This window comes from Bacillus sp. ISL-47, from assembly GCF_018613175.1.
Classification (GTDB): domain Bacteria; phylum Bacillota; class Bacilli; order Bacillales; family Cytobacillaceae; genus Cytobacillus.
The window spans coordinates 34,501-48,878 of record NZ_JAGGQS010000009.1 but is presented as its reverse complement, the minus strand read 5'-3'; the positions used below and the strand labels follow the sequence as shown (position 1 = coordinate 48,878).

Here is a 14,378-nt window from a genome sequence, read left to right as displayed (position 1 = left end):
CATCAGTTTGATTGGATTCCTAAATCCTTCTTTAAAAAGCGGATCAGCTCAGCTTCCCTTTTCTGATTGTACTCCTTGGAAAAAGCCTCGTCCCACTTGTAATAGCCTTCTCCTGTTTTATCGCCGAGCCTCTGTTCTGCCACAAGCTTTTTTAAAATCGGCAAGGATTCCTCTGCACTGGATAAATGCTGGAACAGATAATCAGATATGGCAGAGAATACATCCAGCCCGCCCATATCGGCTGTCATCAATGGACCGGAAACAGGCAGCCTGCGGCCAATTCCGTAAGTGACTGCATCATCAATATCTTCCTTGCTCGCGATGCCTTCCTCCAGAAGATACTGTGCTTCACGGAATAACGCATATTGAAGGCGATTGCCGACGAAACCGGGAACCTCTTTTTTCACTTCAATCGGCTTTTTCTTCATTTGCTTTAAAAGCTGAAAGGACCTTTCTACTGCTTCATCGCCCGTCTTCTCACCCCGTACGACTTCGACGAGAGGAATCAGATGAGCCGGATTCCAGAAGTGTGTCACCACGGTCCGTTCCGGGTGTGCCGTTTCTGAAGCAATCTCCGTTGGACTGAGGCCAGACGTATTGCTTGCGAGAATGACATCCGGAGTGCAAAGAGCGTCAAGACGCTTGAATAATTCTATTTTTAATTTAATATTCTCTGGCACAGCTTCAATCACGAAAGTTGTGTCTTGGACCGCTTCCTCTACCGAAGTGGTCATTTTGATGTTTTCTTGAATTTGGCCAGCTTCCGAATCGGATAAAATACCGTTGTCGAGCATAACCTCCAGCTTCTTCAGCATATTGGTCCAGCCCTGTTCCAGGTCGGCGTCACTGATGCCCTGCATCTTCACACTCAACCCGGCCCAAGCCGCATTAAGCGCAATCGAATGCCCCATTGTGCCGCACCCAAGCACAGCTATTCTCTCCAATCGTTCACCAACTTTCTGAAATTTCTACTTTTTGAATACGTATTCAATATACATTGTAAGCGCTATAATTTCAAGCGGAAAAATTAGACTATTAAAAAGGTTTGGGAAAATACCATGGAGAAATACAGTAGAAAACCTATTAAAAGAGGGGTTGGTGCGGGAGAGAGCGGAGTAGTTCTTGCAACCCCTTTTTTGCTATTTTAGAAGCCTGCTCTACTCTCCTAAACTTTCATCCCCATCATATAAATGCTTCTCCAGCTCACTTCTTATACTTTCAGGAATCGATTCAGAGCTTTGGGTCTTAAAGTTATAATTTACGTATATGACGGTTCCTTTTGCACATACATGACCATCCTGGTGAATCTCCTCATACAGCTCAAAGCTTGTATTTCCAACTCTTTTTACCCAGTTTCTCACCTCAACATCCATGCCAAAATAGATTTGGCTCAAATACTCCACATTCATTTTCAGCAAAATTAATTTCCAGTTCTCGAAGGTGTGCTCAGGTGTAAACAGCTTAAACACCTTATTCCGCCCCGCCTCAAACCAAACAGGCACCGTCGTATTATTAATATGGCCGACCCCATCCGTCTCAGAAATCCTGGGTTCAATAATCGTTTTATACAAATCTGCCGCCCCTTTCATTTCATCTCTGATTCTTTTTAAATTCTAGGCTTCTTTCCAAATTCCTGCTATTACTGGCACCACATGCTGCAACATGACCGTATTGGGACAAAGTTATTTTTAAACAAAAAAGTCTGCTGAAGATAAACTTCAGCAGACTCCTTTTCGACAAAATTCGGGAGGTACCTGGTACCTATTTGGATGTTCCAGGTATTTCGCAGCCCTCAGGACCGCATGCCAGTCCGCCTTTTAATTTGGCCTCTCTGGCTTTTTCTTGTGTTAATTGCTGTTGCTGCCATTCTATATCGATTGTCGGCGAGAATTTCTCCGGATGGCGGATATACCAGCGCTGCTTGCGGATCAGGAAGTTGTCTGTATCTAAAAGCAAAGCTTCATCCAGTTCCTTTAAGGCAGCGTCTTTGTTGCCATTCTTCGCATATTCCATTCCAAGCTTGTATTTGGTTTGTGCAAGCTGCTGCTCTAGATCACTCGGTGCTGTGGAAGGATTGAAATACTGGTCTTCCAGCTCAACTTTTTCAGCTTCTTTGTGAATCAATTTTTTAACAGCCTCAACATGTTCTTCTTTGGACACCTGAAAGCCCTGCTTCAGCAGGCGAATGGTTCCATCCTTATCAATGAAGATGCCATTTGGTACGATTTTAAAACCAAACAAATTGGCCAATTTACTTTCCGTATCAATCAAGGTTGTAAAAGGCTTGCCCTTTGCAAAAGGTTTTACGACTTCCGGTCCCTGGATATCAACCGCTACAGATAAGAGCTCAAAATCCTCATCTTTATTTTCTTCATAAAATTGCTGCCAGCCTGACAGCTGTTCCCTGCATCGTCACCAGGAAGACCACATGAAAATAAGTGTGTTTTTACTGAGATAATCCTGGATGGAAACTTGCTTTCCATCCAGGCTAACAAGCTCCACATTAGGCATTTTTTCTAATAGCAATATTATCCCACCTTTGCCACTCAGTTTACTAATTAATTATGGGTGTAACAAATATTTTGTATTTTAATTTAAAATATTTAGATAAATGTAAGACAGACCTACTGCTATTTTCTTAATTTACGGGTTTTACCAGTCTATTTCCAAAAGTTCATGATCTAGTTGCCGAATTCACAAATGTTCCCGCTGATTTAATCAAACGTTTGATTAAAATAAGGAGACGCCCTTTGGCATCTCCCTTTCCCATTCAAAATATCTGCTATTGTACTCCAGCCAATACAGCCACAACTAATGCTATGGAACCTATAATCAGCCATCCCATAATGAGTTTCCAGATGAACTTCACCCAGCGCTCATATGGTATTCCGGCAACCGCCAAATACCCCATTAGAGCTGCAGAGGTTGGAATAATGGAGTTGGTAATTCCATCTCCATATTGGAAGGCCAGCACCGCGATCTGGCGTTCGATCCCAAGCAGGTCGGCAAGCGGGGTCATGATTGGCATGGTTGTAGCGGCCTGCCCGCTTCCGGATGGAATGAAAAAGTTGATGACAACCTGAACAAAGAACATCCCAATTACATTTAACGTATTTGGCAGGGCACTAATGACGGAAGCAAGACCATTGATCATCGTATCAATTATCACGCCATTTTCCATGACAACTAAAATGGCGCGGGCGAAACCAACGATAAGTGCACCAAATGCAACCAGCTTCATCCCATCAACAAAGGAGTCAAACAAACGGTTGATTCCAATGCCGCCAACAAGACCAGAAGCAAAACCGATAATAATGAAAGATGCCGTCAGCTCGGTTAAATACCAGCCCCATTCAAAAACACCGTACATATTAAAAGCTAGTCCGCCTGCAATGATCAGGAGAACAAGGGCGTGGCGAAGGGAGAATTCTTGAAATTGGCCTTCAGGCGAATCCCTGCGCTTTTCTTTTTCCTTTAATTCAATATCGTACATCACGCTTTTTTCCGGATTTTTCTTTACTTTGGACGCATATCTCATCACGTAAAATATGGCTAGTGAAAGAACAAAAATATAAATAGCGAACCGGAAGCCAATTCCGCTGAAAAGCGGTACTTCTGCAATGGACTGGGCGACCCCAACCGTAAACGGATTCATCATCCCGCCAATAAAACCACTGGCTGCTCCAATGCTGATCATGGCCGTCCCGGTGATGGCATCATACCCCATCGCCCTTGCGATCGCGATCCCAATTGGCACAAAGATAATGCTTTCTTCTGCCATTCCGGTTGTGGCTCCGGCAATTGAAAAAATAATCATCGTGATCGGAATGAGCAGCTTTTCCCGCTTCTCCAATTTCCTTACGGCCTTATGAATCCCGGCTTCAATTGTTCCGGTTTCACGAATAATCCCAAAGGCTCCGCCTACCAGGAAAATATAAAAAATAATGGTAGACCCTTTGGCCATCCCCTCTGGAATTGCCTTAAACAATTCAAAGAAACTAATCGGATTCGATTCAACGACCTGGTAGCTGTCTTGAACCACAATGGTTCTTCCATCCTGCTCCATTCTTTCAAATTGACCTGCAGGTAAAATATAGGTAGCAATGGCAGCTAAAACTATAATGGCGAAAATGATGGCATACGTATGAGGAATTTTTCGTTTCTTTTCAGCCACAACCTCCTGGTGGGGCGATTCCACTTTCATCTCGGTTCCTCCTTATCCTTTTTCAATCGAATCATATTGAATGGTTAGCTCTTTTAAAATATCCTCGTTAACCGTAACTCCAAGTCCAGGCTGATCACTTAAATGAACAAATGGAATCTCATATCTCAAGTCCCCAATGTCTTTGCTGAATAGCAGCGGTCCTGTAAGCTCCGTGCTGATGATATTTTTTCTCGAAATCGCCACATGATAGCCTGCCGCAGAACCGATTGAAGACTCTACCATCGAACCAATCTGGCATTCGATTCCAGCGTATTCAGCTGCTTTGGCCATATGGACAGCCGGATAAATACCTCCGGATTTCATGAGCTTAATGTTAATTTTATCTGCAGCCCCATTCCGGATAATCTCCACTAAATCCTCCCCGGAATGAATGCTTTCATCAGCCATCAAAGGCGTGCTCGTTTTTTGCCTGATTTCGCCGAGGCCGTGAATATCCCCCATCCTAATCGGCTGTTCAAGCCAGGAGATATTGAGATTCTCCAGCAGTTTTATTGCCTGCAATGCTGTAGAGACATTTCTCCAGCCCTGGTTAACATCCACCCTAATGGGAACTTCCATGCCCACCTGCTCACGGACATGCGCAATCCGTTTGCAGTCTTCCAGATAATTTGTGCCTACTTTCAGTTTTAAGGACTGGTAGCCCTGCTCAATTGCCGCTTTAGCCTTTTTGGCCATCAAAGCTGGCTCTTCAATGCTCAGCACCTTTGGATAGGTAAGAGTGTCATGGTATTGGCCGCCGAGCAAGTTGTAGACCGGCTCTTGCTTATATTTTCCCAAAAGGTCATAGCACGCAATGTCAACCGCTGCTTTGGCAGAAGGATTGGAGTTTATAAGCCCATTCATCTTATGATGAAGTTCTTCCATGTTGATAGGAGAAAATCCGATCATGGCAGGTAAAAGGGTATGCTTCAGCAAAGATATGGTGCTGTAAAAGGATTCCCCTGTCACATGTTCATCAGGAACCGCTTCTCCGTATCCTGTTAGCCCGTTATCTGCTTCAAGGCGAACGATCACCGATGGCATATAATCGAAACTGGCATAAGAGATAATAAACGGCTCTTTTAGAGGCAGATGAATCCCAAAGATTTCGGCTTTTACTATTTTCATAAAATCAGTCCTTACATAGAATTTAAGTTGTCGTTAAGGTGTCGTTAATTGGTTATGTTTTATAATATACTGAAAATTCAGCAACGGTCAAGAGGCATTTTAAGCCTCTCTCAACCCTTTTAACATGGTGCCTGCTTGATAGAGCGAACGCGGACGCCCCTGATCATAAGGCTGCTCCTCTCCTGATACCTGCAGTAATTCCTGATCCAGAAGCTTTTTAACCATTCTTTCTGCTGACCTTCTGCTGATGCTGAAATAATCGGCAAGCTCCTGTGCTGAAAATGGCCTAAAATCATTTACCTGCAGAAAGTTAATAAACCTGGAAATGTTTTTGCTGCTCATTTTCAACTCGGCACTTAACTTCTTCACTGCCGGGTCTTCATTTTTCAGAGAATATTGCTCTTCATTGCGGAATAAAGGACCTGTCAGGTTTTTCTCCTCATCCACTATATAGACGGCATGTTCATCAGGTTTTTTCTCTGCAAAGTTCAATGCGGTAATAGCATGAGTTTCCGCTTCTTTTACCGTGTATCCAAACCCAATTCCAACCGCTGTTTTTTCAAATTCGTTTCGAATGCCGGTTAATAAACCATCGAGCTTTTGATTCATGATCAGCGTCTGCAGCACTCCGCGATTCGAAAGAACCAGCTGCAAGCCTGAATCACTTGAAGTCATCTTCGCTTGCAGAGCCTTTGCAAACTGTTCAATTTGGTGCATTCTATTGCTTTTAAAACAAATGGCTGCAACCTGCGAATTCTTGGATTGATTCAGCTCAGTAAGGGTCGCGGCCTTCTCCAGGCCTTCCTTTAACGTAGGAACCGACTGAATCATAAACATGGAGGGAATCCCTTTCTCCTGAAGCTGATCATATACAGCATGAATACTCGTTAGGGCAAAAGCTGTTTTCCCTTGCTCGTATAAGGCAGAATGAAATTCCACGAATTCATCGATTGATATTTCCCTTTCCTCCTGAAAATCGTATATCCACGGGTACTCCTTCACATGGCTAACACGCTCTGTAATCCCTGTTTCATTCAAGACTCCTTCAAGAAATCTTCTCCCCGGCAAATCAATCGATACCTCACCAAGCTTAAAAGAATGGTGGTAATGAATAGACAGCAGTGATAACGCTACCATATTTTCGTTAAAAGAAAGATAACTGGACCCGATCGGATAACGATCCAACAGCTTCTTGGCATGGTGATAAGGAATGATACCTGAAAACAGCAAAAAATGGCATTCCTTTACCGCCCGCTTAATCAGTGCGTTTAACTCCTTCGGGGTAGCGTATGTATAGGAAATCAATTTATATGCAGGATAATGATCATAAAACTGGTTGATCTCATCGATAAACTGCTGCGAACCAACAACACCAATGGCTAACAAATGAACTCACCTTCTTTGGCAAAACTCTAATTTCGTTTATATAGAATACTATCATAATAACTGCAAGGGCAAACAGAGTTTTGTAATGAGACCTTTCAATCAAACGTTTGATTGAAAATCTTTATTCGACAAAATTCGGGTGGTACCTGGTACCACCCGAATTTCATTAATCTTCCATCAAGCCCTCAACAAAATCCTTCAGCACATGCACGCCGTAAACGCAGTCATTTAATGACGTCCATTCCCGCGGGTTATGGCTGATGCCATCCTTGCTGCGGACAAACAGCATGGCGGCCGGGATTTCAGTTCCGACGATCATCGTGTCATGGCCGGCGCCGCTTGGGATGTAAACTGGTTTTATATCGAACTTCGTTAGAGAATCTGCTATTTTTGTCAGCAATTTTTCTTCAATGGGCAGCGGCATTATTTTTGCATTCAGGTTCATCTGTACTTCCATATTTCTTTCTTCAGCTATTTTACGTGCTTCGTTAGTGATTATGTCAAGCAGCCGGTCACGGGTATCTTCAAAAATATCCCGGATATCCACAATGAGTTTTACTTCCTGGGCGATGACATTAAAGCCATTTGGATGTACGTTCAGCTTTCCAACAGTGGCAACGGCTGTATCGCTGACCTGCTTTGGAAACTTCTCGATCGCAGCTACAAACAATGCGGCGGTCACCAGCGGATCTTTGCGTCCAGCCATTGGCGTATTTCCTGCGTGTCCGGCTTCCCCCGTAAAAGTAACCTCCAGCGAGGCTGGGCCTGCAATGCCTTTGACCACTCCAACAGGCTGATCTTCTCTTTCCAGCACCTTTCCCTGTTCAATATGAACTTCCACAAAGGTTTCAATTTCACGCCTGCTGTTCCCGGCCTTTAAGCATTCCTCAGCACTGCTTCCATATTCGGATAGCACCTCTCTAAACGACTTGCCTTTTTCATCCCGCAGACTATCCATTTCCTCCGGCTTCATTTGCCCCATAAAAGCCCGGCTGCCTGTTAAGCTGCTTTTGAATCTCGAACCCTCTTCATCTGAAAAAATAACAACCTCATAAGGCTTTTCCGGTAGGTATCCTGTTTCCTTCCACGCTTCCACTACCTCCAAAGCAGACAGGACGCCGAGGGGCCCATCAAAGTGCCCTCCGTTCGGAACGCTATCAACATGGGAACCTGAAACAATCGCTGGCCCTTCCGATTTTCCAGCCAATCTGCCAAATACATTTCCCGCTCCATCTGTTGTTACACTTAGTCCTGCACTTTTCATCCAGCCAATGATTAATTCCTTTGCTTGTTTCTCTTCCGCTGAGTAGCCGGGGCGTGTCACGCCGCCGCTTTCCATAAGACCTATTTTTGAAAGCTCATCAAGTCTTTTAGCTAATCTCTCGCCGTTAACACCTGAATGAGTGAGTTCATCATTATAATCTTTTACAAGCTGTTCAAATAATTTTCTTTCCATTGCTGCTTCACACTCTTTCCTTTTTATTTAGATTGCTTTGAATCCTATTAACACTGTGAAATGCTAGAATGTTGATATGGCGCAAAGTGACCGATATATCGGAGAACTGACTGATAAAAATGAAATCTGACCGATATATCGGAAAAGTGACGGATAAAACTCAAATCTGACTGATAAACATCGCAAAGTGACCGCTATCTTCCGCAACAGGCACAACAAAGACGCTGAACCCCTCGTTCAAGCAGACTATTTTATAAAAAACTCCTGAACCAAGCTAAATTCTTCTCGAAAACAGCTTTTTTAACAAGAAAAGCCCAGCAGATAATACCTGCCAGGCTGCAAATTAAATAATCCCCTGCATGCGTAAGATAATTTCAGCTATCACCGCAGATCCAATGAAGGTTCCGAAGAACACAAAGATTGCGACAATGACGCTTCTCCAGCCCAGCTTGGAAAAGTCAGCCCAGTTCTTTCCGATTGAGATCCCTGCATAGGCAAGGATTGGCGTAGCCAAAGCTAATATATTGATTTCACTTGTCCATCTAACCACGTATTCTGAACCTGGAAATCCCGGAATTGAAATAATAATACCAATGATACCAATATATCCGACACTTGGAATATTGCCAGGAACAACTTTTTCGAGTACAAGACCCAATACGCTGATCAGGATTAAAACAAGCATGCCTGGAATCGCAGCAGTTGGGAGCACATCATATCCAACCCAGTTACCGACAATCGCGGACAGCCCGAACACTGTTAAAATCAAAAACCACTCAATGACATTTTTAAACATTCATGTCTCCCCCTTTGCCAGCACCCGCTGCCTTTTTCTCTTTGCGCCTCATCATGATGGAATATAATTTTTCCGTTAACGGGAGACCAATAAAGATACTTACATAAAGGCCGGTGGAGAGAGAAATCAAGTTACTTGCGCCAGCAAAGGCAACAATCTGGCTTTCAAGCTCAGGAAACGCCCCGATCAGCGAACCGCTCGCAGCAGCCATCATACTTCCGCTTCCAACTCCTGAAGCCATCGCAAAAGAAAGTGGATGTAATGGCGTAATAGTAGCTAAGAATCCTGAGATTAACCCAAGGAAAACCGCTCCAAAAACAGTTCCAAAGATATAAATGGCCATTACGCCTCTTCCTTCAGGCGAATCAAAGCCAAATTTATTCATGATCAAACCAACATTCGGCTCCCGGGCGACTGAGTGGGTCATGCCGATACTTTCCCTTTTGAACCCTAGCAGAATAGCAATAGGAAGCGCAAAGAAAATAGTACCAAGGTTACCAAGCTCCTGAAGCAATAAAGCGGGTCCTGCTGCGATCAATGCCTCGATCTGCGGGCCGATGGTAACCCCAATCTTGGCAATTAAAAGGGTAACTCCCAGAATGATTAAAGGTTCTGCATTTTTTGCCTGCTTTTCTTTAATAAGCGGAGTAAAATATAAACCCAAACCTAAGAAAAAGGCATAAAGCATAGGCAGCAGCAGCACGACACCGCTGCCGACTTTAAAGCTGAATTGCCCAATTGCTTCCGTAATTCCTACAAGAATAAAAGCAATAAGGTGCAAGCGCCAATCTTTTAAAATTTCTGTCTTTTCATTTTTCATAATTTCCCCCCTAGATTAAAAGATTACTAGATCCCCTCGCAGATTGCCGATGAATCGAGCTGGGCTTTCCCTTGCTCCATCGCCTTCTTATAGAGGCTGCAAACCATTTGCCCCAATGGAGAATCCGCGCTGTAATGTTCGGCTGTCTCTTTATATAAATGGATATCCTTATTCATGTGCTCAAGGCTGAAAAGCACATTCTCGTATGTACCATTAAGGATATTCTCACCGAACACCGACATCACCCGATTATGGGCCGAGCCGCTTTGAATGACTTCCGCCAGCTGAGTCCGGCTGACACCTGCTTTTTCCCCCACTGCAAAGGCCTCCCCCAGGCCTGCAGTAATCAAAGCAACTAGCATATTATGGCACAGCTTCGCCACTTGTCCTGATCCTGAAGAGCCAAGCAGAAAAATATCCTTTCCAACGCTCTCCAGGACCGGCCGAATCTCTGCAATATATCTATCGTCTCCCCCAACCATTATGGTCAACGTACCGGCATCAGCACCCTTAGGTCCTCCGCTTAACGGACAGTCATAAAAATGGACTTCCCTCTCCTTAGCAGCACTGTATAATTCCTGGGCTGTAGCAGGATCAATGGTACTCATATCCAGGACAAAACTGCGAGGCTTTAAAGCAGCAAAGACTCCGCTTTCACCCATCATAACATCCCTGACAATACCTGGTCCAGGCAATGAAGAAATTACTAAGTCCGCTTGCCTTCCCAACTCAAATGGCGAAGGCTGGGGAATCGCCCCAAGCTCCTCGCATTTCGCCAACGCATCTGCACTGGGATCATAAGCATACACTTTATATCCGTTCTTGAGTAAATTTTTAACAATCCCCTTGCCCATGGCTCCGCAGCCAATCACACCTATATGTTTCATCCTCTCCCTCCTCTTGTTTTAAGGTTTAATATAGACCGTTTTCGTATCCAGCCAGAAGTCCAATGCCGTGCTTCCCTGTTCACGCGGCCCAATACTTGATGTCTTTTTGCCGCCGAAAGGAAGCTGATTTTCATAATGATTGGAAGGGATATTCACATGCGTGACACCTGTTTCAATTTTCCGGACAAAATCAAAGGCTTTTTGAAGGTCATTTGTAAAAATAGCAGATGATAACCCAAAGTCCGTATCATTTGCCAGCTCGATCGCCTCTTCATAAGAATCTACTTCCATCACCGCAACCACTGGTCCAAAAATTTCTTCTTTTGCGATGGTAAAATCCTTTATTACTTTGCTAAAAACAGTTGGGGCAACAAAATAGCCATTTGCTTGATCCCCATCAGTCAGCTGCTTGCCGCCGTATTCGAGGACAGCTCCTTCATAGATGGCGCTATTCACATAATGAAGATAAGTATTTAATTGATGCTTATTGGCTACAGCACCATTATCATATCCTTCGCGAATACCATTTCCGACCTTAATCTGTTTCGCTTTTTCAACTAATAATTCGATTACACTTTGCGAAATAGATCGAGGAACAATTACGCGGCTCGTTCCTGTACAGCTTTGTCCGTTGTTGTAAAAACCGCTGATGACTACGCTCTGTACGGCCTCCTCCAGATTCGCATCCTCCAAAATAATCGTCGCATTCTTTCCTCCCATTTCTGCCTGCATTTTTCCGCCATGTGCTGTAACGAGCTTGCCAAGATGAATGCCCACTTCAGAGGAACCTGTAAAGGAAACGGCTTTGATCTCCGGATTGGTTCCAAGCTCTTCTCCCACGACAGAACCTGGCCCCGTGATCATATTAAGCACACCCTTTGGCATTCCTGCTTTTTCAAATAGCTCTGCGACTTTTACAGAAATAAGAGACGTATCACTTGCTGCTTTATAAATAATCGTATTTCCCGCCAGCATGGAGGGGGCAATTTTATAAATGGCAATCCCCAGCGGAAAATTAAATGGAGTTACAACTGCAACAACCCCAAGCGGCTCCTGGATCGTGCAGGCAAAGGAATTCGGATCAATAGCTGGAACTGTTTCACCTGATAAACGATTGGCTTCACCGCTAAAATGTTTCAAAGCCTGAACCGTTGCATCCACTTCTTTGCGGGCAGCCTCAATTGTTTTACCGACTTCCTTCGTGATGATTTCTGCCAGCGCTTCTTTTTCCTGCTGAATTAAAAAGATCAGGTTAAAGAGGATGTCTCCGCGGCTGATTGGAGATGTTTGCTTCCATTTAGGGAAAGCCCTCTTTGCGCTTTCGATCGCTTTTTGCACATCAACCTCATTTGATTTCTGAAAGTAACCCAATACCTCATCCGTATTTGCAGGGTTTATGCTTGGATACGTTTCCCCCGTTACAGATGGTACCCATTCTCCGCCAATATAATTGTAATAGGTTTTAATCCCATCATTTCCAACTGTAATGCTTTGGCTATTAACCTCTGTACTCATCAAACCTCTCCTTATCCCTATCATTTAAAACTAATTATAATATTTAGAAAATTCTATGTACATGTGCCAATAACCAAATAATCCTGTTTTTCATTGTGACAAGCACCAATTAAGGGGTTAAATAATCGAAAATTTGAAAGGCAAGCACAATTGCGATCCAATCGTCTTTTTTATTAAAGTCCATATCTAATTGATTCTCTATTTTTTTTAGGCGGTAGGTAAGCGTGTTGGGATGAATATGCATTTCTTCTGCCGTTTTTTTATGGCTTTTGTTATTGGCAAGGAAGGCTTGCATCGTTTGCAGATATTCTGGCTCCATTTGTAAAAGAGAGCCCATCTTATCGGACACGAATTTTTTCAGCAAACTTCGGTCCATATTGAGCCAAAGCCTTTCTGCCCCAAGCTCTGAATAGGTAACAAAGGTCTTGTGTTTATGGTTTTTACAGTAGGAAACCGCTTCGGTTGCTTCCTGGTAGGAATCAGCTATTTCTGTTAAAGCAACTTCTCTGCCTAAGCCTATTACAGCTTGTTTGTTTGTCGTCATAAATTTCTGTATTTCTTCAGCCAGGTGATGATCGTAATTTTTCCACCCGTTCACCAGCAGGGCAACAATTTGGTCTGATTTAGTGAATACAATGCTGGTTTCAGAATATTTCATGAGAACTTGCTCTAACGATTTGATAAGCTTTTCTTTTTGGAGAATGGCTCTTGCATCCCAAAGAAAACCGGCTTTGCAATCAATGATCATGCAGGAAACTCTGCTTTTTTCATTCAATTGGTATTTTTCCAAAACTCTCTGATTCAGGCGGGTATCGTTGATAATATCATGAAACGCCTCTTCTCTTAAGTGCATTTCTTTTTCAAATAGCGTATTTTGTTTGACAAATTCCAGAGATAAAGCAGTAGCAGCATGCTCAAGAGCGGCCCTTTGGATGCTTGTTAAGCTTTCAATTGGCATTTTCAAAAGAAAATACCCGAAAAGTTCGTTGGAGCTAATAATCGGAAAAGAACTAGATTTCTCATCAGCTATTTCCGCATAGGTGACAGGTGTCCCAAGGATATGGCTGATGGTTTCAAGAATATAAGAAACCCCTCTTCCCTCCAGCAAAATTTTGGTGAACCTGCGGTGAATATCCAGGGAATGGCTCAGTTCATTATTTTTCCGCTTAACTTCTTCGTAAAGCTTTGAGTTCATAATCGCAATCGCTGCCTGGTCTGCCACAACCTCCAATATGTGAAATTCATCTTCTGTAAACTGAACATCTTTATCAAAATTATCCACCACAAGCACGCCAATACACTCTTCTTTATATACCAAGGGGACAAGGATTCCGCTTTTAACCTCCCGCCGGAAAACCCCGTTAAAGAAGTGGACATAATTCGTTTCAGACATGCGGCTCATATGCTCCCTGAACTCATGCCCGGAAGCAATGACGCCCTTTTTTGTAAGAAAAACCAGCCCAGTCAAAGATTCTCCAGGCTCGAATTTCACCTGGCTCATAAATCCGGCATCGACCCCGACGCCTTGGGAAAAATGAAGCAGGCCATCATCTTTTAACTTATAAAGAATCGTCGTATCAGCATTTTCAACCAGATCAAAGGCGGCTTCCACCAGCTTCTTTAATATTTCCTCCAAATCGAGGGACTGAGTTAGGCTGCGATTTATTTCCAAGAGGCTTGAGATTTTTTCTTGCATGATGGTCATGGCCTTGCTCCTTTCTGTCATACTAGTTATATCTATTATAGGGGATTATTTAGGCAAAAGGAGCTTTTTCGAGTACTGCTTCTGAGAGCTTCTGAGCGAGTAATACCTTAAATAACGGATCGACAATACATTTTACTATCTAGTTAAAGTTATTTTTTGCTCTATTTGCAATTCCTTGATGACTATTTGCAGATACAAGCTTCTATTTGCAGGTTTTCTAAGTCTATTTGCTGGACTAGCCTTTCCAAAAACATTTATTCGCAAAATTCCAATGTTTATTCGTAAGTTATAGTGATTTATTCGCGAGTTTTCATAATTTATTCGCAAATTCCTGCTGTTTATTTGTGAGTTTCACAGTATTATTCTTAAAGTTCACAATTTGCCAAGCAAGCCCGTCAATGTCCTCATCCTGATTGGCGTTTTCTATCAAACGTTTGATTGAATCCCCTGCTTGCAATCATGTCATACTTCCAGTTCTTTT

12 protein-coding genes are annotated in these 14,378 nt (G+C 43.3%); all 12 read right to left on the bottom strand.

Features of this window, described 5'->3' with window-relative positions:
- Positions 1-2: 2 nt before the first annotated feature.
- The 12 genes from J7I93_RS04395 to J7I93_RS04340 all read right to left on the bottom strand — a co-directional run bounded on the left by J7I93_RS04395 (position 3) and on the right by J7I93_RS04340 (position 13,897).
- Positions 3-944, bottom strand: coding sequence for a 3-hydroxyacyl-CoA dehydrogenase family protein (locus J7I93_RS04395; protein ID WP_214723691.1), 942 nt, complete (start codon positions 942-944; stop codon positions 3-5).
- Positions 945-1,157: 213 nt separating this feature from the next.
- Entirely contained in the window at positions 1,158-1,571 is a 414-nt protein-coding gene (locus J7I93_RS04390; RefSeq protein WP_214723689.1) for an acyl-CoA thioesterase, read from the bottom strand.
- A 190-nt stretch (positions 1,572-1,761) separates the two neighbouring features.
- On the bottom strand, positions 1,762-2,397 hold the full coding sequence (locus J7I93_RS04385; protein WP_214723749.1) for a TlpA disulfide reductase family protein: 636 nt from the start codon (positions 2,395-2,397) through the stop codon (positions 1,762-1,764).
- 385 nt (positions 2,398-2,782) lie between these two features.
- Positions 2,783-4,204 carry a YfcC family protein gene (locus J7I93_RS04380; RefSeq protein ID WP_214723687.1) on the bottom strand — a complete coding sequence of 474 codons (1,422 nt, stop codon included), beginning with the start codon at positions 4,202-4,204 and terminating at the stop codon, positions 2,783-2,785.
- A gap of 12 nt (positions 4,205-4,216) precedes the next feature.
- Positions 4,217-5,332 carry a mandelate racemase/muconate lactonizing enzyme family protein gene (locus tag J7I93_RS04375; protein ID WP_214723685.1) on the bottom strand — a complete coding sequence of 372 codons (1,116 nt, stop codon included), beginning with the start codon at positions 5,330-5,332 and terminating at the stop codon, positions 4,217-4,219.
- 99 nt (positions 5,333-5,431) lie between these two features.
- On the bottom strand, positions 5,432-6,718 hold the full coding sequence (locus J7I93_RS04370; RefSeq protein ID WP_214723683.1) for a hypothetical protein: 1,287 nt from the start codon (positions 6,716-6,718) through the stop codon (positions 5,432-5,434).
- Positions 6,719-6,884: 166 nt separating this feature from the next.
- Positions 6,885-8,174: a M20 family metallo-hydrolase gene (locus tag J7I93_RS04365; RefSeq protein WP_214723681.1), complete on the bottom strand. Its 1,290-nt coding sequence runs from the start codon at positions 8,172-8,174 to the stop codon at positions 6,885-6,887.
- Positions 8,175-8,517: 343 nt separating this feature from the next.
- Positions 8,518-8,970, bottom strand: coding sequence for a hypothetical protein (locus J7I93_RS04360; RefSeq protein ID WP_214723679.1), 453 nt, complete (start codon positions 8,968-8,970; stop codon positions 8,518-8,520).
- A complete protein-coding gene (locus J7I93_RS04355) occupies positions 8,963-9,790 on the bottom strand; it encodes a DUF3100 domain-containing protein (RefSeq protein ID WP_214723677.1) in 828 nt (275 codons plus the stop codon). The genes J7I93_RS04360 and J7I93_RS04355 overlap by 8 nt, the downstream gene beginning before the upstream one ends.
- A gap of 26 nt (positions 9,791-9,816) precedes the next feature.
- Positions 9,817-10,677 (bottom strand): NAD(P)-dependent oxidoreductase, encoded by an 861-nt coding sequence (locus J7I93_RS04350; RefSeq protein WP_214723675.1) that lies wholly within the window; start codon positions 10,675-10,677, stop codon positions 9,817-9,819.
- Positions 10,678-10,695: 18 nt separating this feature from the next.
- On the bottom strand, positions 10,696-12,192 hold the full coding sequence (locus J7I93_RS04345) for an aldehyde dehydrogenase family protein (RefSeq protein WP_214723674.1): 1,497 nt from the start codon (positions 12,190-12,192) through the stop codon (positions 10,696-10,698).
- Positions 12,193-12,301: 109 nt separating this feature from the next.
- Entirely contained in the window at positions 12,302-13,897 is a 1,596-nt protein-coding gene (locus tag J7I93_RS04340; protein ID WP_214723672.1) for a helix-turn-helix domain-containing protein, read from the bottom strand.
- Positions 13,898-14,378: the final 481 nt, after the last annotated feature.

Coding starts and splice junctions, on each gene's coding strand:
- J7I93_RS04345 (WP_214723674.1), bottom strand. CDS start 12,192: ATGAGTACAGAGGTTAATAGCCAAAGCATTACAGTTGGAAATGATGGG.
- J7I93_RS04380 (WP_214723687.1), bottom strand. CDS start 4,204: ATGAAAGTGGAATCGCCCCACCAGGAGGTTGTGGCTGAAAAGAAACGA.
- J7I93_RS04340 (WP_214723672.1), bottom strand. CDS start 13,897: ATGACCATCATGCAAGAAAAAATCTCAAGCCTCTTGGAAATAAATCGC.
- J7I93_RS04355 (WP_214723677.1), bottom strand. CDS start 9,790: ATGAAAAATGAAAAGACAGAAATTTTAAAAGATTGGCGCTTGCACCTT.
- J7I93_RS04375 (WP_214723685.1), bottom strand. CDS start 5,332: ATGAAAATAGTAAAAGCCGAAATCTTTGGGATTCATCTGCCTCTAAAA.
- J7I93_RS04350 (WP_214723675.1), bottom strand. CDS start 10,677: ATGAAACATATAGGTGTGATTGGCTGCGGAGCCATGGGCAAGGGGATT.
- J7I93_RS04360 (WP_214723679.1), bottom strand. CDS start 8,970: ATGTTTAAAAATGTCATTGAGTGGTTTTTGATTTTAACAGTGTTCGGG.
- J7I93_RS04365 (WP_214723681.1), bottom strand. CDS start 8,174: ATGGAAAGAAAATTATTTGAACAGCTTGTAAAAGATTATAATGATGAA.